This window comes from Rhizobium leguminosarum bv. viciae USDA 2370, assembly GCF_002008365.1.
Lineage (GTDB): Bacteria > Pseudomonadota > Alphaproteobacteria > Rhizobiales > Rhizobiaceae > Rhizobium > Rhizobium leguminosarum.
Map to the genome: position 1 here is coordinate 39,470 of NZ_MRDL01000039.1, position 16,224 is coordinate 55,693.

The following is a 16,224-nucleotide window of genomic DNA, read 5'->3' on the forward strand; positions in this document are numbered from 1 at the left end:
TCTACCCCTCCGCGGCCACCACCTTGGCTTGCTGCGTGCGTATCGCGGCCGCCGCAGCGGCAGCGCCGTCCCTATCGTCGCCGCCGACCTGCACCGACGGCGTCGCGAATTCGATGCCGTTCGCCTGGAAAGCCTCTCGAATTTTCGCATAGGCCTTGCGCCGGATATAGGTTTGCATTCCGGGCACTGTCGTCATCGCAAAGCTGAGAACGATGCCATAATCGCCGAACTCCTCGACACCCTTCATCTTCAGCGGCTGGATAAACATCGGCCCCAGTTCCGAATCGGCCTGCAGCTCGGCGCCGATCTTTTTCGCGAGCTTGCGCGCCTTCTCTATGTCGGTGTCGTAGCTGACATTGACCCGGAATTTGTCGATGACCCAGTCGCGGCTCATGTTCTCGACGGCGCCGAGCTCGCCGAACGGAACGGTGAACACCGGGCCGCGGTGATGACGAAGCCGCACCGACCGGAGGCTGAATCCCTCGACGGTCCCTTTGTAGCTCTTCGCCTGAATGTATTCGCCGACACGGAAGGCGTCGTCGAGCATATAGAAGACCCCGCTGATGACGTCCTTCACCAGCGTCTGCGATCCGAAGCCGAGCGCCACGCCGAAGATGCCCGCACCTGCGATCAGCGGCCCGATTTCGACGCCGAGCTCCGCAAGCACGATCAGCCCGGCGATAGCCGCCACCATCACGGCCAGCACGTTCCGGAAGATCGGCAGCAGGGTGCGAAGCCGCCCCCGCCGGGCAGCCTGCGAAGGATCGTTTCCAGCTTCGGCCTGCACCGAGAGGCGCCGGTCGATCCACGACTTCGCCAGGTGCCATGCGAGATCGGCAAGCAGCAGGACGACGACGCTCTTCAGAAGTCCGTAGGCCACCGAGGCCACGGCAGGATCGCTGTGAACAAGCGAGTTGGGATCGACCCTCCACACGATCGCCACCCATGCGACGGCGATGGCGACAACGACGGCCCGGCTGCCGCGGACAAGCAGGACGCGCTTGGTGCTATCGGGTTCCGAGCGAATCGTGTCGGCTGCCGTCTGACCGGCGAACCGAAGCGCCGAGGGCAGCGTCATCGCGTAGACGCCCAGCCAGAACAGACCGCGGAGACCGACGCACCAGAGTGCCCAGATGATCACGAAGGCAAGGCAGAGCGCGATGCGCATGCGAAGGGGCCTCTCGGACGAGGAGACGACGCCCTCAACGGCCAGGGCGAGAAGAACGATCGAGAAGCAGAACGAGATCGCCGCCGTCACCGAGGGGTCGACCGACAAAGGCCGGCCGAGGCTTGCCGCTGCGATCCCGACGATCGCGGCCCCCGCGAAAATCTTCGTCCGCCTGCGAGCGGAAATTGTCAGTACGGCCGTGTCGAGCAGCGCCGAGATCGCCCGATATGCCGAGAGCGCCAGCAGCGAGACGAGGAGTACGATGCGTGGGAGTGCAGGCCAATCGAAGGCAAAGTAGACGGCGGCCATCGCCACCGCAGAGATGCCAATGGCCAGCAGGCGCTCCTGCAGCCCTTCCATGCGCCTTCTTGATCGCGCAAAAAGACGTTCGGCGAAAAGTCCGACTGCCATCAGCCCAAGGAATGCGACGAAGACAGGCAGCCGGCCATGGGACAGCGCATCTTCTCTCGTGCGAGCAGCGGCGGCCATCACCTCGGCGGGAATCCTTGGCATTGCCTGAACGACACCATCGATCCGGCTCCGGGTGGCAGCCTCCCATGTGGCCAGCCCGGAGTCCGCTTGCTGGACAGTCGTAAGTGCCGGGCCGGGCGCTTTCTCCAGCCATGCCCGGACCTCGGGATCCTGCAGTAGCCGCACGAGGTCGTCGACCTTCTGCGGCCGCGGCGCTTCCTGGGCAGTGGCGACGACGGACATCAACACGAACAGGAGGAGTCCGCCGATCCATTTCATGCGCATGTCCTTCTATTTCTCGAATGAGAAGACCTTCTTCCAGTCCGCCTTCATATCGACAACCAGCCAGTTGCGGCGCTCCGCTTCGTCGAGCGCCTTGTCGAGCTTGCCGATTTCGCTGTTTCGATCGTAGGCGACCTCCCGTTCCGCATCCGTGTGATGGACGATCATCGCAAAGCTTGGACCCTTGGCGGTGACCCATCGCAGCATCTCGTAGTCGCCGTCAGAATTCCCGGCCACGAAGATCGGCTTGCGCCCGATGAACTTGTTGATGCCGGAAGGCTTGCCGGCGCCATCGTCGACGAAGTCGATCTTCGGCAGCCTGTTGAGCACGGGCTCGTCGCCGACAATGGCATATTCCGTCGTAATGGTGCTGCCGACCACCTGTTCCGGCGGGATGCCGTACATTTTCTCGGTCATCGGTCGCATGAATTCGACGCCGCCGCCGGAGACGATGTAGGTCTTGAAGCCGTTGGCCCTGAGGTAGTCGAGGAGTTCGCGCATCGGCACGAAGGTCATCTCGTCGTATGGTTTTGCGGTTTTCGGGTGCTTGGCGCTCGCAAACCAGTCGGTGACGATCTTCGAGAACTGGTCCGTCGTCATCCCGGCATGCGTCGTCATCGCGAGATCCATGATCCCTTTCTCGCCGCCTTTCATCACGCCCATCGGATCGCCTGCCAGCACCGACTTGAACGGCTCCTTGGCCTGCCATTCAGGGTGCTCCGGTGCGAGCGTCTTCACACGGTCGAGCATAAAAGCAAACTGGAAGTAGATGGGTTGCTCCGACCAGAGGGTGCCGTCATTGTCGAAGACCGCGATCCGGTCTTCGGGAACGACGTATCCCTCGCCGCCCTCGGCTGTCGTTGCCTTGACGAAATCCATGATCCTGGTCTTCGCCGCGGTATCGTTCCAGGACGGCAGGACCTCCTGCGCCATGGCCGTTCCGACGACGCCACTGACGAGTAGCAGCGCGGCGACGAGAAATGATGCAAGCACGGTATCGGAAGCCTGGAAACGTCTTCTCATTTCGCTTCTCCTTCGGTGCGCCTGACGCAGCGGAAGCCGACATGGCTGGTGGACGTATCCTCGGGCTCGGCGTGGCGGGCGGCAGGACGGTAGCGTCTGCAGTAGTTTGGGGCGCAGAGATGGGAGCCGCCCTTCAGCACCCGCCGCGCTATCCGGATTTCCGGCTGGCGCGGATCGTAGCTCGCCTCGGCGTCGCGCCCGCGTGGGTTGCTCGGAATGCAGCACGAGTGCTTCGCCGGTTCGGGATGCCGGGTCGACCAGTAGTCGCTGGTCCATTCCCAGACGTTGCCGATCATGTCGTAGAGGCCGAAGCCATTCGGCGGGAACGATCGCACAGGCGAGGTGCGTTCGTGTCCTTTCGGCTTCGTCGAGTGGATAGGGAACGTGCCGCTCCAGGTGTTTGCCATCGGCACACCGCCCGGCGCGAACTCGTCGCCCCATGCATATTCCGCATCATCCAGCCCGCCGCGGGCGGCAAGCTCCCATTCGGCTTCCGTCGGCAAATCGAGCCCCGCCCAGTGCGCATAGGCAGCGGCGTCCGCGTAGGCGACATGCACGACCGGATGGTCGAGCTTGCCGCGCAGATCGCTGAGACCGCCGAGGGGGCGGCGCCAGTTCGCACCGAACTTGAATGTCCACCACTGGGAGATGTCAGCGCCGCTGACCGTTTTCGGCTGCGTGAACACCAGCGATCCCGCCCTCAGCATCTCAGGCTTCGCGCCGGGATAGTCCCTCGGATCGGGAGCTTTCTCCGCGACGGTGACATATCCCGTCGCCTCGGCGAATTGCTTGAATTGCCTGTTGGTGACCGGCGTTTCGGCCATCCAGAAGCCGTCGACGGTCACGGGATGGGCCGGGGCCTCTTCCGGATAATGCTTGTCGGATCCCACCGTGAAGGTACGACCGGGTATCCAGATGAATCGGTCCCGTTCCGTCATGTTGTCGAATGCTAAAGCCATCGCTGTCTCCAGAACTGATGGGCTGACCTTAGCTCTCGCGAAGCAGTGTCCCGGCCACACCGGAGCATTACCAAGCTTCATCTAGCTTCGCGACTAGCGGCCTCGATCTCTATCTCGACGCCGGAGAGGACAACTGTTCCACGACCTTGTCGAGATTGAAGCTTGCGGGTTTTTGCCTCGGCGGAAAGTCCTTGAAACTGCTCAGCCAATTTGCCGCCAGTGCTTGCAAGGGAACCTGAACAAAAGCGTGGTCCGCCAACCATTTGTCGTAAAGAATTGACTCATCTCCCCGTTCGAAGGGATCGGCGCGCAAGTTGAACAGCTTCGGAATGCGCAGCTCTTCAAAACCGCGCATCCAGACGCCGATGCCCTCATGGTTCTGCTCCATGAAGACTGCCTTCCAATCATCGTAGCGAAGCGAGACAAGCTGGCCGTCATCGTTCCAGTAGATGAATTCGCGCCGCGGCGCGTCCTTCACCTCACCCTTGAAGAAGGGAATGAGATTGTAGCCGTCGAGATGGACCTTGAAGGTCTTGGTGCCGAACTGGCCGCCCTTGAGGCACTTCTCGACGATATCGGGATCACCGCCTGCGGCTGCGAAAGTCGGCACCAGGTCGTAATGCGCGAAGGTTTCGTTGAAAACGGTTCCGGGCTTGATGGTGCCAGGCCAGCGGATCAGCATGGGAACCCGGTAGCCGCCTTCCCAGTTGGTCGCCTTCTCCCCGCGAAACGGCGTGTTGCCGCCATCCGGCCAAGACATCACTTCCGCGCCGTTGTCCGTCGTAAAGACGACGATGGTGTTGTCAGCCACTCCGAGCTCTTCGAGCTTCTGGAGCAACTGCCCGACATAGCCGTCCAATTCCACCATGCCGTCCGGGTAAGGTCCCAAACCCGTCTTGCCCTCGGATTCCGGCTTCAGGTGAGTCCAGACGTGCATCCGGGTTGGATTGAAGTAGCAGAACCACGGCTTGTCGGCCTTCTGCTGCCTGTCGATGAAGTCCATCGCAGCGCCCAGAAATTCCTGATCCACCGTCTCCATTCTCTTGGTGGTGAGCGGTCCGGTGTCTTCGATCCGTCCGTCGGCAGACGCCTTGATGACGCCGCGCGGCCCGAAGCGTTTGGCGAAATCGGGATTCTTCGGGTAGTCGGGGTTCTCAGGTTCTTCCTCCGCATTGAGATGATAGAGGTTGCCAAAGAATTCGTCGAAGCCATGGTTGGTCGGAAGGAACTCGTCCTTGTCACCCAAGTGGTTCTTGCCGAATTGCCCGGTTGCATAGCCGAGTGGTTTGAGAAACTCGGCGACGCTCGGATCCTCTGCCCGCAGACCGATATCCGCGCCGGGGAGCCCGACTTTCGTCAGACCCGTGCGAATGGGAGATTGCCCAGTGATGAATGCGGCGCGACCGGCAGTGCAGCTCTGTTCGCCGTACCAGTCCGTGAACATCGCGCCTTCGGTCCCGATACGGTCGATGTTCGGTGTGCGGTAGCCCATCATGCCGTGATTGTAGATGCTCGCATTGAACCAGCCTATGTCATCCGCCATGATCATGAGGATGTTCGGCTTGCGCCCACCCCCTGACGACGAGGCCTGTTGCGCTATCGCAAGACCGGGCGCTGACAATGACACCGCACCTGCAGCGAGGGCAGTACCTGCCGCCAGCAGATCCCGTCTACTAATCCCCTGCCGAATTCCACTAGGCGCTCTATTCTTCATTTCATTGACCATTGGCGTGTCTCCCGGCAAGGCAGGTGGAACCTAGGCCCTCAGGCTAGCGACACGTCAAAATGAGGGAAGCACGTTACTGTAAACCTGACGGGGTGTTACAGTAACAACTTCGCGTCGTGGGAAGCCGTGGCGTCGCCGCTCGACGCGATTGGCGGATCAGCGATGTGAATCCAGTCGGAGATCAGGCAACGTAGACGCAGATTGCCGCTACGCGTCCGCGCACCAAGAGAACCTCGTTACCGTTACAATGGGCCTTCCGTTGGATTCAGGTCGGGCAAGGCTGGCTTGGCTGGCCGACGATCGGCGGTCGGCAAGGTAATCGCCGACGCCAGCGCCGCCCGGTCCCACTGCACGTCGCGCGACCTGAAGAGCCGCCGCTCGAGGATAGCCAACTGAACCGTGAGGCGCGGACAGGCCTCCGCTTCCACCCACTCCGACGTTGTCCGGTATCCCAGCTTGCGGCTCCAGTCCTGAAGCCCCCGGTAGACCGCGAGGTCGTCACCTACTCCAATGATCGTTCGTATCCGGCCCAGCCTACGCCGCGGAGAATTCCGGCCCCGCGCGCGCGCATCCGCCACCCAGGTGCGAATGGCCGGTAACCGCCGCCATGCGAAAGCGGCGACCGCCAAATCGATGGCGCACAGCGAGAGGACCAAAAGCCAACCTCTCCGGGCGCGGCTCGCATGGGCATTCACGTCGCCTTGAAGCTCGGGCTGGATGCGTTCCGTCACTGCAGCCTGCGCGACGACGACGTCGGTGGCGGGAAGGGCCGCGGCCGAAAGGACGTGCCCGTCAACGTCGAACCACGGATACGAAATCGCAGGAAGCGGAAAGCGCCCCGTGCTAGGGGCCGTATAGACGACCGTCTCGGTCCGCATGCTGCCAGTTTCGACGCTGCGGCCGATCCCCCGCTGCTCGATGCCGTCTGCAAGTACCGGAGGCTTTTCGTACAGCGACATCCCCGCAGTCGTGCCGAATTCGACCGGAGGTATCAGCATCGCCTGTGTGTCCTCGGCAAAGACGACGACCGTCCTCACCAAAGCGTCGCCTACCTTCAGGCTCGCCGGGTCCCTGTCGAAGAACTGCGTCATCGTCAGGCCGCGTGCGGCGAAGGGAGTAGCGGCCTGGTGGGACGAAGCGCCGACCTCGAAGGAGGGAAGGGCGACCTTCACAATCGCCTTCGTCGAATTGCCATTGGACGAGAAGCCGAGATCGATCTCGACCACCGGAAGCTGGAAGGACCCCGCCTTTTCCGGAACGACCGCATAGCTTCTACGGATCCCGGCATATTGCGTGCCGTCGATCGTCTGCACCAGGTTCTGAGCGCGGTCGGTGGACAGCGTTACAAGCGCATCCGGCACATCGAAGAGCGGAAACTGCGGCGGCGATGTGAAGAATTCCGGCGCGAACACGTCGACGACGACGTGCACCTGCTGGCCGGGAACGATGCCTTCGGCGCCTTCGATCGACGCGCGCCCGAACGGCTCGGCTGCGAAGACGTATGTAGAAGTCAGAAGGCCGATCAGGAGCATGAGCAATCTCATTGCGAATTCCTTCCCGCCTCGATCGAGAACTTGCGGGCCATCAGGTCGGCCGGGCTGACGTTGATGTTCTTCATCCACATCTCGGAGGTCTGTTCGGCGACGTTGATGGTGCCTTCCTTGCCCTGCTTTCCCTTGTCGTCGAACTGGATGCTGTCGGGCGCTTCGCTCGGCTGCTCCGGCTGCTCTTCGTGCTTTTCCTTCTGGGCCTCGAGGAGCTGCTGCGCGACGGCGAGGTTCGCAATCGCTTCCCCCCAGTCCTTTCGCTTCTGAAGCGCCTTGCCGTAGGCGGCGACGGCTTCGTCGAACTTTCCGAGATGAAGAAGGGAGTTGCCCTGGTCGTACCAGCTCTCGGCGGTATCGACGGAAGCAAACGCGTCGACCGCCTCCTGAAACTTGCCGGCTCGATAGAGCGCGACGCCCCTCCACATCGGGTCGGCGAAGTGCCCAGCAGCGGCGTCGAAGTCGCCGCGTTCGAAGGCGATCCGCCCCTGCTGGTCCTGCGTCAGCCACATGTCCATCAGACCGTCGGCACGTGCGCTGTCTGGCGAGAACATATGGACCGCCAACAGCACGGCGCTGGTTCGCACCACCCACCCCTTGCGGAAGGAGAACGCCATTGCGACCGACAAGGGCAAGATCAGCCACCAGCCCAGGTCGCGCCAGCGGTCGCCATCTTTGGCCTGCTTCTGCGTAAAGTTCGCACGCACCCGCTCCGCTATCCACCGCACGTCCGTGTCGTCATCGGTCACCGTCGCGACGTCGGCTCCGGTCTCCTTTTCGGTTTCCTCCAGCCCGGCGAGGTCGAGCTTCGAGAACAGGCGTGATCCGGAAGCGTCGGAAGCGAATCCTCCGTCGTGCGTCTTCACCGGACCGCCGGCCGACGTGCCGACACCAAGGATGATGATGCCGTTCGAATTGGATTCGATCGCCTTCGAAGCCGCGTCTTCGACTCCGTCGGTCAGCAGCAGGATCGTGCCCGACGCCTTTTCCTTTTCGAGGAGCTTGTCCGCGAGCGACAGGGCGGCTGCCGTGTCCTTGCCGGGCCTCGGCATCAGCCGCGTCGCCAGAGCATCGGAGTAACTTTCGAGCAAGGCAGCGTCCTCTGTCGGCGGCAGGACGAGATGGGCGGTGCCCGCATAGGCGACGATCGCAGTCCGGGCACCTTGCCTCGTATCGATCAAGTCCTTGATCTTCAGCTTGGCGCGCTCGATCCGCGACGGGGTCACGTCAATGGCATCCATCGTCTGCGACAGATCAACCGCGATGACGAGAGGCGCGGTGTCCTCGACGAACGGCGGCGGTTCACGCTGCCACGTCGGGCCTGCCGCGCCGACGATCCCGGCGACGAGTACCCCTGCCAGGACCCATGACGGCCGGATCCTCGAGCCTGCCGACCCGTCGACCATCAGATTGTCGAGCAGATGCGGCGCGATCATGCTCTTCCACTGCGACCGGACGTCGCCCGAGCGGGACGCCAGCCACAATATCAGTGCCGGCAACAAAAGCAGGAGCAGCAGCCAGGGGCGAATGAAGTGAAAGTCGGCGATCATGCAATGGCTCTACGGCGAACGAAGCCGACTGCGCCGGCAGACGCATGAAATCCTGCCAGCAGCAGAACGGCTGCCAGCAGCGGCCATTGAAATAGCTCGACCCGCGGCCTCCACGACAGCTTTTTCTGGTCTCCCGGCGTGATCTGGTCGAGCACCTGGTAGATGGACGCGAGCTGCGCCTGGTCGCCGCCGAAGAAGTATCGACCGCCGGTCTTCTCCGCGATCTTCTGCAGCGTCGCCGTGTCGAGCTTGTCCTCGCCTGTTGCTAGCGGGTCGCCGATACCGACGGCATGGACGACGACGCCTTTCGACTTCGCAATCTCGGCAGCCTTCAGCGGCGGCATCCGGCTTGCGGTGTCGTTGCCGTCCGTCAGAACGATCAGCACCTTCTCCGGAACGGTCGTCTTCTCGAACATCTTGACCGCCAGCCCCAACGCGTCCCCGAGCGACGTCCGCGGTCCTGCCATCCCCGGCACGGCGTCGGCGATCATCGTCTCGACCAGTGCGTGGTCCATGGTGAAGGGCGCGAGCGGGTAGGGGGCATCACCGAAGGCGACAAGGCCGATCCGATCGCCGGGCCGCCTGCCGACGAAGTCGGCGACGACCTGCTTGACCGCGTCGACACGGGCAAGCGGCTTCCCATCCGCGCCGGGGAAATCCTTCGTGTCCATCGACTGCGAAAGGTCGAGCGCCAGAAGAATGTCGCGCTGCGGTTCGACCTTCTCGATCGGCGGCTCGACGAATTGAGGACGGGCGAGCGCCACCACCACGAGGCACCACGCGGCTCCTTCGCACAGGATCTGTGGCCATGTCCTGCGGGCGATCACCGAACCTTCGGTCGGTCGCACCCCGGCCGCCTCGGCCACTTCGGTGAAAAAGGGCAGTCTGATCGACGCGGACGTTTCCCGATGCGGCGGGAGCAGCCACCAGACCAGCAGGGGAACGGGGAGCGTCAACAATAGCCATGGGAGATCAAGCTGGTACATGGTGACGCTCGATCCAGTTGCGGGCGGCGGCCACCAGGTCGCTGCAGACGTTCGATGGAAGGTCGGCGACGACCTCCGCACCATGGTATTCGAAGTCGTCCAGCAGCCGCTCGAGGGCATGCCCGGCACCATCCAGATCATGCTCCTCAAGAAAGCGGGTCCAGGCGTTGGCCGAAAGCGAGGCGACTTCAGTACGGGGCCAGGCCGCCAGCGCCGTTCGCTTCAGGACCTCGCAAAGGTCTCGAATGCCATCGCGCCGGGTCGCAGAGTTTCGAAGCTGCTCGTCGATGACGGTCAGGAGGGCCAAGGCTTCGCGCCGGTATGCGTCTGCACGATAACGCAAGATCCATCGGATGCCGGTCAGAGCCAACATCACGAGCAGGGCGCCCGCGAGAACGCCCCACCCCCATGTCTGCGGCATCCATGACACCGGTTCGAGCGTCGCGATGTCGTGCAGTGATCGCAGTGCCGCTTCCGTTATCGGATCAGGTTTCGCCGTCGGCTCCATCAGCGTCTCCTCTGTCGCCAGGCGGACTGCTCGAGAAGTCGCCGAAGCTGAGGCGCAGTCTCCTCGGCGGCAGAGACCGGCAGCATCGCCAGTCCGAGTTCGTGCTGCCATGCACGAAGTTCCCGCCCACGTTTCCGCGCGAAGGCGTCTATCGAGGTGCGGACGCTTGCTGTTCGAAGCGCCAGCTCCGCCTGCGGACCGCCGCCGCTGACGACGATGTCGCCGGAGACCGGCAGCTCCAACAGGAAGGGATCGTAGACGAGAATGCAGACGACATCGTTGCGGGAGGAGAGGCGCAGGAGAAGGTCTCGGGTAAGCTCCGTATGTCCGTCGAAGTCGGAGATCACCACCACGAGGTGGTCGTGATGCGCGATGTTCGAGACGGTTTCGAGCACGGCGTCGAGCTGTCCGGACGCCGCCGCCGAGGCCGCATCGGCCCTCAGTTCCTTGTTCTTTTCGGCGATCCGGTTCGCGAAGGCGATCACGGCGTTGCGACCGCGATGCGGCTTCACCTCGCTGGTCCCACCGTCGCCGAAGACGAATCCGCCGACCCGGTCGCCGGAACCAAGGATACGCCAGGCGCAGAGCATCGCGGCTTCCGCTGCCGTGACCGATTTCATCGAGCGCCTGCTGCCGAAGAACATATTGATGCGCTGGTCGATGATGATCAGAGCCGGGCGTTCCTTCTCTTCGGAATAGACGCGGACCACCGGTCTGCTGGTTCGCGCCGTGACGCGCCAGTCGATGGAGCGGATGTCGTCGCCGGGTAGATAGTCGCGAAGTTCTTCGAAGATCAGTCCCCGGCCGCGCATCGCCGACTGCATGCGGCCCGCAAGCTGCTGGTGGCTGCGCGCCTTCTGGACGAAGCTCAGATCTCGGGCTCTCGCTTCGAGCGCGACCAGTTCGTCCGTCGAAACATAGACGCCCGCATCGCTCATGAGACCGCCACCAGTTCGACGATGCGGTCGATCACCTTGTCCGGCGTGGTATTTGACGCATGCGCCTCGTAGGACAGGATCAGCCTGTGGCGAAAAACGTCGTGGACGATCGCCTTGACGTCGTCAGGGGTCACATAATCGCGCCCCTTCAGCCAGGCATAGGATCGCGAAACCTTGTCGAGGCCGATCACACCGCGAGGGCTGGCACCCACCTGCAGCAACCTCGCGAGATCCTTGTCGTAGCGGTCGGGATAACGCGTGGCGAAGACGAGCGCTACCATGTACTTCTCGACGGGCTCTGAAACGGTAACAGCGCCGATTTCCTTCCGGGCGTCGAAGATGGCCTGTGGGTTCAGCTTCTCCGGCAACGGCGGCTTCGTGCCGCCATGCGTCTGGTTTTCCTCGTCGCGGTTGAGCCGCATAATGGCCGCCTCCGACGTCTCGTCGGGATAACCGACCTCGACATGCATCAGGAAGCGGTCGAGCTGGGCTTCGGGGAGAGGGTAGGTGCCTTCCTGCTCGATGGGGTTTTGCGTTGCCATCACCATGAAGAGTGGCGGCAGCGGATAGCTCTTGCCGCCAACGGTGACCTGCCGTTCCTCCATGGCCTCGAGCAGAGCGGACTGCACCTTGGCCGGCGCGCGGTTGATCTCGTCCGCCAGAATGAGATTGGCGAAGATCGGCCCCTGCTGGAACTTGAATTCGCCCTTGCCGCCCTCGCTGAAGTAGATCTCGGAGCCGGTAATGTCGGCCGGCAGAAGGTCGGGCGTGAATTGAACGCGTGAAAGCTCTGAATCAAGGTTTTTCGCCAGGCTCTTGATTGCTCTGGTTTTTGCGAGGCCAGGCAGCCCTTCGACGAGTAGATGCCCATTGGCAAGTAGGCCGAGCAAGAGCCGCTCGACCATCGCCTCCTGGCCGATGATCGACTTGCCGATGCGCTGGCCGAGCTGAAGGACGTCTTCACGAGCTGACATGGCACTCTCTATGATTGAGGGATAGGCGCGCCGGGACCCGGCGCGTCCATATCGGGCTACTTCTCGATGCCGCGATCCTTGAAGGACTGGTTGATCGCCTTGTCGACCTGGTCGCGCACTCCTTCGATGTTGAAGCTGGCGACGCGCTGGCTCGGTGGATACTTGACGAAGGTCTCGAGGAAGGCAGCGCCCTGCAACTGACCCTTCACAAGCAGGTAGTCGTTACGAACGACGAAGTCGTTATATTGATCCGACACGACGTCCGCCCGTTCGTAGGGATCCATGCGCAGATTGAACAGCTTCGGGATCCGCCAGGTGACGAGCGGGTTCTGCCAGACCGCGAATCCGCCGGGGAGCTGCTGCTCTTTGAACACCACCTTCCAGTCGTCGTAACGCGTCGCAACCAATTCGCCGTCGTCGTCGAAGTAGTAGAAGTCGCTGCGGGCGCTCTTATCGGTCTTGCCGGTGAGGTAGTCGAGCTGATTATAGCCGTCGAGATGGTTGCGGAAGCTGGTGGCGCTGCCCTCCGGCTTCCAGCCGCTCAGGAGGCGGCTTTTAACGTCGGAATCACCGGCGGCCGCAAGCAGCGTCGGGAACCAGTCGAGGCCGGACATCATTCCATTCGAAACCTGGCCCGGTTGAATGCGCCCCGGCCATTTGATCATGGCGGGCACGCGGAACGCGCCTTCCCAGTTGGTATCCTTCTCGCTCCTGAATGGAGTTGTTGCAGCGTCCGGCCAGGACCACTGGTTCGGCCCGTTGTCGGTGCTGTAGACGACGATGGTGTTGTCGGCGATCCCGAGTTCGTCGAGCTTTTTCAAAATCTTTCCGACCATCTGGTCGTGCTCGACCATGCCATCGGCATATTCGTTTCCGACCATGCCGCTCTGGCCCCGCATCGACTCCCGCACGTGCGTGAAGACGTGCATGCGAGTCGCGTTCATCCAGGTAAAGAACGGCTTCTTCGCCTTCACCTGGCGGTCCATGAAGTCCATAGCCGCGGCGCTGGTCTCGTCGTCGATGGTTTCCATCCGCTTCTTGGTCAGCGGGCCGCTATCCTCGATCTTGCCGTCGGCCGACGCCTTGATGACGCCGCGCGGAGAATAAGCTTTCAGAAACTCCTGGTCATCCTTGGGCCAATAAGGGGCTTCCGGCTCCTCTTCGGCGTTCAGATGGTAGAGGTTGCCGAAGAATTCGTCGAAACCGTGCTTGGTCGGCAGGTACTCATCGCGGTCGCCAAGATGGTTTTTGCCGAACTGGCCGGTCGCATATCCAAGCGGCTTCAGCGCCTGGGCGATCGTGATGTCGCCGGCCTGCAGGCCGACCGGAGCACCGGGTGCGCCAACCTTGCAGAGACCGGTGCGCAGGCATGTCTGGCCGGTGATGAAGGTCGAGCGGCCCGCCGTGCAACTGTTCTCGGCATAGTAGTCGGTGAACATGATGCCGGCCTTGGCGATGCTGTCGATGTTCGGTGTCTTGTATCCGACGACGCCGAATGAATAGGCGCTGATGTTGGTCTGTCCGACGTCGTCGCCAAAGATGACGAGAATGTTCGGCTTTGAATTTTCCGTGGTGGCCGACGGAGTGGTCGCCGCTGGCGCGGGCTGCTGTGCGAAGGCCGGCGCGACGATGACGGCCGAGGTCATGGTCATCACGACCGCGGCCGAGGCTGCAAGAAGTCTTCGATGGGTGGGCGTACTCATCACGAGATTCCTTTCTACTAGCGAATGCGTCTGGCTTGTCAGGCGGAGTGCGTAGTTTTCGTCGGGTTCCTATGCGCCGCGATACTGTGCTTCAGGCGCAGCAAGGGGGTAAGCTTGTAACAGTTACATTGCAGGCAGCCGGGGGTAACAATCGGTCCAGGCTGCGGGTCTACTGGGTCAACGGCTTCGACTTTCGATCGCTTTCGAGGTCTTCTCCCACCTCCCTGCCGGACGGCCGCCGCGTCCTCACAGGCTGTTCGACGATCGTCAGCGGGGCGGCGACGGCCGCGCCCGCGACCGTGCCCACCGTGCGCGCCGTCCCGCCCACGACTGCGGCGACGCCTTGACCGAGAGAGACGTTGGAATCCGTCAGCGTCTGCCCGGTCATCAGCCTCTGCCCGATGAGCTGGACGATCTCCGGGCTCTCAGCGAACTTGCCGTGGTGCAGGCTGTCTTCGGTCTTGACCTTCGTAAGATCGATGGCCGTGATTCCGGCTTTCTCCAGCCGCGAGCGATATGGCTCCTTCGACGGATCGATTGCGCCGAGACGCGACACGTTGCCGGTGATGAAGCTCGACGCTGCGAGCGCCCTGTCGTCCTGGGAGACGAAGATCGTGAACTGCGGTTTCGGATCGCCCAACTCGACGAACTGCTTAGCGAACACCTGGATGTCGATGTCGGGCGAGGCGAGGATAACGTTGTGTATCTTGGCGTTGACATGGCCGTCGCGGATGCCCATCTGCCGCAGCGATTCCATCGCCAGCCACGTGCCCATGGAATGCGCGAGGATGGTGATGTCTTTCACTTCAGGATCGGCTGCGAGGACGCGCAGGGATTGTTCGAGCGCCGTGCGCGAATAGTTCGTGCTCTCCTTGTCGTATTCGTATCCGGTGAGTTGCGCGCGTGACGGCCAGGTGAATAGGATCGGCGTCGCCTGCATGCCGCTGTCGTGGACGATCTGGGCTAGGCGGAAGACCGAGTCCTCGTATGTGTTGTTGAACCCGTGGATGAAGACGAGCGCATGCCCGCCCTGGATATGCTGGCGGAACCATGCCCGCCCTTCCGGAATGGTGTCGATCTGCTTCACCCGCGTGACGGCAAAGTCCGTGGCGGGATTGGGCGGCAGCCGCTGCGGCCACTGGACGGTGCCCGCCTCGCGCTTCGGCGGAATGGAAACCGCAACGTCGGTCATGGAGGGCTTCGGGCTACGCTCGCCATTGAACAGCGTCCTCGCGTCGCCAGAAGGCTGCCTGGTCGTCGCCACCAGCATGTCCACCTGCGCCGTGCTCGTTCCTGCCGCCAGCGGAACAGGCTGCATGACGCCGCTCGGGTGCCCACAGCCGGTTAGCGCCGGGAGGAAGCCGATCAAAGCGGCAAGGAGTTTCAGTTGCAAATGCTTCATTTACTGCGCCGCTATGTTCATGGGCTTGGTGATCGACAAGGGCATCGAGATCGTCAGATAGACGACATCTCCCTCGGCGCGGTTTTCGGCGGCGAACTCGTGGAAATACTTGATGCGGGTCGATATCGGCACTTCGCCCGCTTTGAACGTCCAGCCGATGGTCGCGCCGATGGCCGCGACGCGCCCCTTGAAGTCGCTGGACGCGCCGGCGCCGCTGTCGCCGCTCACCTGGTCGTAGTAGTATCCAACGAGACCGGCGTCGAACTGCTCGTTGAAGTGCTGGACGGCCGCCCACTCGACATGGAACTCGTTGCCCGTGCGGTAGTCGGTGGCGGGGTTTTCGGCATTGAACGTCATGCCGACCACCGCCGACAGGTCGAGGCCGATCGTCGGATCGAGCCAGGTCACGCCGGCCGAAACGTCGGCGCCCCAGTGGTGGAAGGCTATGTTCGATATCTCGCCGTCCTGATAATCACCGATCGGCACATTGACCAGAAGGCTGGTCTGCCAATGGAAGTTGCCGGCTTCCCAGCCAAGCAGGGCGCCAAGGACCGGATCGCCGACGGTGAAGACCGGATCGGAGATCGATCCTGACGCCGTTCCACCTCGTGGTCCCGCCAACGTTACGTCGGCGTCGGTATTCTTCCAGCCGACAGGGACGGTGAGCGACAGTCCGAGGTGACCACCGGCAACATCCTCCGGAAGGATCCAGAGCACGGTAGGCACCTCGATGACGGCCGAGCCTTCGACGCCGACCGCCAGTCGTCCACCTGATGGCAGCGCCCGTCCGCCCCCGAGATCGCCCGTGTACATGTAGATGTCGTTCGAGAAGAACACGCCGGGAGGCGGCGTGATCGCACTTGCGGGAAGCTTCGCGCCAAGCAGATAGAAGCCCGCGCCGCCCTCGGCCGCCAGTGCAAGCGAAGGAAGCAACGTTGTCGCTGCTACTAATGCCAGGCGTCTGCCAAATTCAGAGGTCATCGAAGTTCT

13 protein-coding genes are annotated in these 16,224 nt (G+C 62.6%); all 13 read right to left on the reverse strand.

Annotation, left to right across the window (positions count from 1 at the left end):
• Position 1: 1 nt before the first annotated feature.
• Positions 2 to 1,918: a mechanosensitive ion channel family protein gene (locus BS629_RS20815; RefSeq protein WP_041936547.1), complete on the reverse strand. Its 1,917-nt coding sequence runs from the start codon at positions 1,916 to 1,918 to the stop codon at positions 2 to 4.
• Between the two features lie 12 nt (positions 1,919 to 1,930).
• Positions 1,931 to 2,944 carry an HAD family hydrolase gene (locus BS629_RS20820; protein WP_011651530.1) on the reverse strand — a complete coding sequence of 338 codons (1,014 nt, stop codon included), beginning with the start codon at positions 2,942 to 2,944 and terminating at the stop codon, positions 1,931 to 1,933.
• The gene (locus tag BS629_RS20825) at positions 2,941 to 3,903 is read right to left on the reverse strand and encodes a formylglycine-generating enzyme family protein (protein WP_041936268.1); all 963 of its coding nucleotides are present in this window, start codon (positions 3,901 to 3,903) and stop codon (positions 2,941 to 2,943) included. Before BS629_RS20825 ends, BS629_RS20820 begins: the two co-directional genes overlap by 4 nt.
• Before the next feature lie 109 nt (positions 3,904 to 4,012).
• Positions 4,013 to 5,629, reverse strand: a complete 1,617-nt coding sequence (locus tag BS629_RS20830; protein WP_011651532.1) for an arylsulfatase — start codon at positions 5,627 to 5,629, stop codon at positions 4,013 to 4,015.
• Positions 5,630 to 5,871: 242 nt separating this feature from the next.
• On the reverse strand, positions 5,872 to 7,173 hold the full coding sequence (locus tag BS629_RS20835) for a BatD family protein (protein WP_077988433.1): 1,302 nt from the start codon (positions 7,171 to 7,173) through the stop codon (positions 5,872 to 5,874).
• Complete coding sequence (locus tag BS629_RS20840; protein ID WP_077988434.1) at positions 7,170 to 8,723, reverse strand: VWA domain-containing protein; 1,554 nt, start codon at positions 8,721 to 8,723, stop codon at positions 7,170 to 7,172. Before BS629_RS20840 ends, BS629_RS20835 begins: the two co-directional genes overlap by 4 nt.
• Positions 8,720 to 9,709: a vWA domain-containing protein gene (locus tag BS629_RS20845; protein WP_011651535.1), complete on the reverse strand. Its 990-nt coding sequence runs from the start codon at positions 9,707 to 9,709 to the stop codon at positions 8,720 to 8,722. Before BS629_RS20845 ends, BS629_RS20840 begins: the two co-directional genes overlap by 4 nt.
• Positions 9,696 to 10,217: a DUF4381 domain-containing protein gene (locus BS629_RS20850; protein WP_011651536.1), complete on the reverse strand. Its 522-nt coding sequence runs from the start codon at positions 10,215 to 10,217 to the stop codon at positions 9,696 to 9,698. The genes BS629_RS20845 and BS629_RS20850 overlap by 14 nt, the downstream gene beginning before the upstream one ends.
• Entirely contained in the window at positions 10,217 to 11,155 is a 939-nt protein-coding gene (locus BS629_RS20855) for a DUF58 domain-containing protein (RefSeq protein ID WP_077988435.1), read from the reverse strand. Before BS629_RS20855 ends, BS629_RS20850 begins: the two co-directional genes overlap by 1 nt.
• Positions 11,152 to 12,129: an AAA family ATPase gene (locus BS629_RS20860; RefSeq protein ID WP_011651538.1), complete on the reverse strand. Its 978-nt coding sequence runs from the start codon at positions 12,127 to 12,129 to the stop codon at positions 11,152 to 11,154. Before BS629_RS20860 ends, BS629_RS20855 begins: the two co-directional genes overlap by 4 nt.
• A 56-nt stretch (positions 12,130 to 12,185) precedes the next feature.
• Positions 12,186 to 13,832 (reverse strand): arylsulfatase, encoded by a 1,647-nt coding sequence (locus BS629_RS20865; protein ID WP_041936269.1) that lies wholly within the window; start codon positions 13,830 to 13,832, stop codon positions 12,186 to 12,188.
• 169 nt (positions 13,833 to 14,001) lie between these two features.
• The gene (locus BS629_RS20870; RefSeq protein WP_011651540.1) at positions 14,002 to 15,234 is read right to left on the reverse strand and encodes an alpha/beta hydrolase; all 1,233 of its coding nucleotides are present in this window, start codon (positions 15,232 to 15,234) and stop codon (positions 14,002 to 14,004) included.
• Positions 15,235 to 16,215, reverse strand: coding sequence for a SphA family protein (locus tag BS629_RS20875; RefSeq protein WP_049778367.1), 981 nt, complete (start codon positions 16,213 to 16,215; stop codon positions 15,235 to 15,237).
• Positions 16,216 to 16,224 lie beyond the last annotated feature (9 nt).

Coding starts and splice junctions, on each gene's coding strand:
- BS629_RS20815 (WP_041936547.1), bottom strand. CDS start 1,918: ATGAAATGGATCGGCGGACTCCTCCTGTTCGTGTTGATGTCCGTCGTC.
- BS629_RS20820 (WP_011651530.1), bottom strand. CDS start 2,944: ATGAGAAGACGTTTCCAGGCTTCCGATACCGTGCTTGCATCATTTCTC.
- BS629_RS20825 (WP_041936268.1), bottom strand. CDS start 3,903: ATGGCTTTAGCATTCGACAACATGACGGAACGGGACCGATTCATCTGG.
- BS629_RS20830 (WP_011651532.1), bottom strand. CDS start 5,629: ATGGTCAATGAAATGAAGAATAGAGCGCCTAGTGGAATTCGGCAGGGG.
- BS629_RS20835 (WP_077988433.1), bottom strand. CDS start 7,173: ATGAGATTGCTCATGCTCCTGATCGGCCTTCTGACTTCTACATACGTC.
- BS629_RS20840 (WP_077988434.1), bottom strand. CDS start 8,723: ATGATCGCCGACTTTCACTTCATTCGCCCCTGGCTGCTGCTCCTGCTT.
- BS629_RS20845 (WP_011651535.1), bottom strand. CDS start 9,709: ATGTACCAGCTTGATCTCCCATGGCTATTGTTGACGCTCCCCGTTCCC.
- BS629_RS20850 (WP_011651536.1), bottom strand. CDS start 10,217: ATGGAGCCGACGGCGAAACCTGATCCGATAACGGAAGCGGCACTGCGA.
- BS629_RS20855 (WP_077988435.1), bottom strand. CDS start 11,155: ATGAGCGATGCGGGCGTCTATGTTTCGACGGACGAACTGGTCGCGCTC.
- BS629_RS20860 (WP_011651538.1), bottom strand. CDS start 12,129: ATGTCAGCTCGTGAAGACGTCCTTCAGCTCGGCCAGCGCATCGGCAAG.
- BS629_RS20865 (WP_041936269.1), bottom strand. CDS start 13,832: ATGAGTACGCCCACCCATCGAAGACTTCTTGCAGCCTCGGCCGCGGTC.
- BS629_RS20870 (WP_011651540.1), bottom strand. CDS start 15,234: ATGAAGCATTTGCAACTGAAACTCCTTGCCGCTTTGATCGGCTTCCTC.
- BS629_RS20875 (WP_049778367.1), bottom strand. CDS start 16,215: ATGACCTCTGAATTTGGCAGACGCCTGGCATTAGTAGCAGCGACAACG.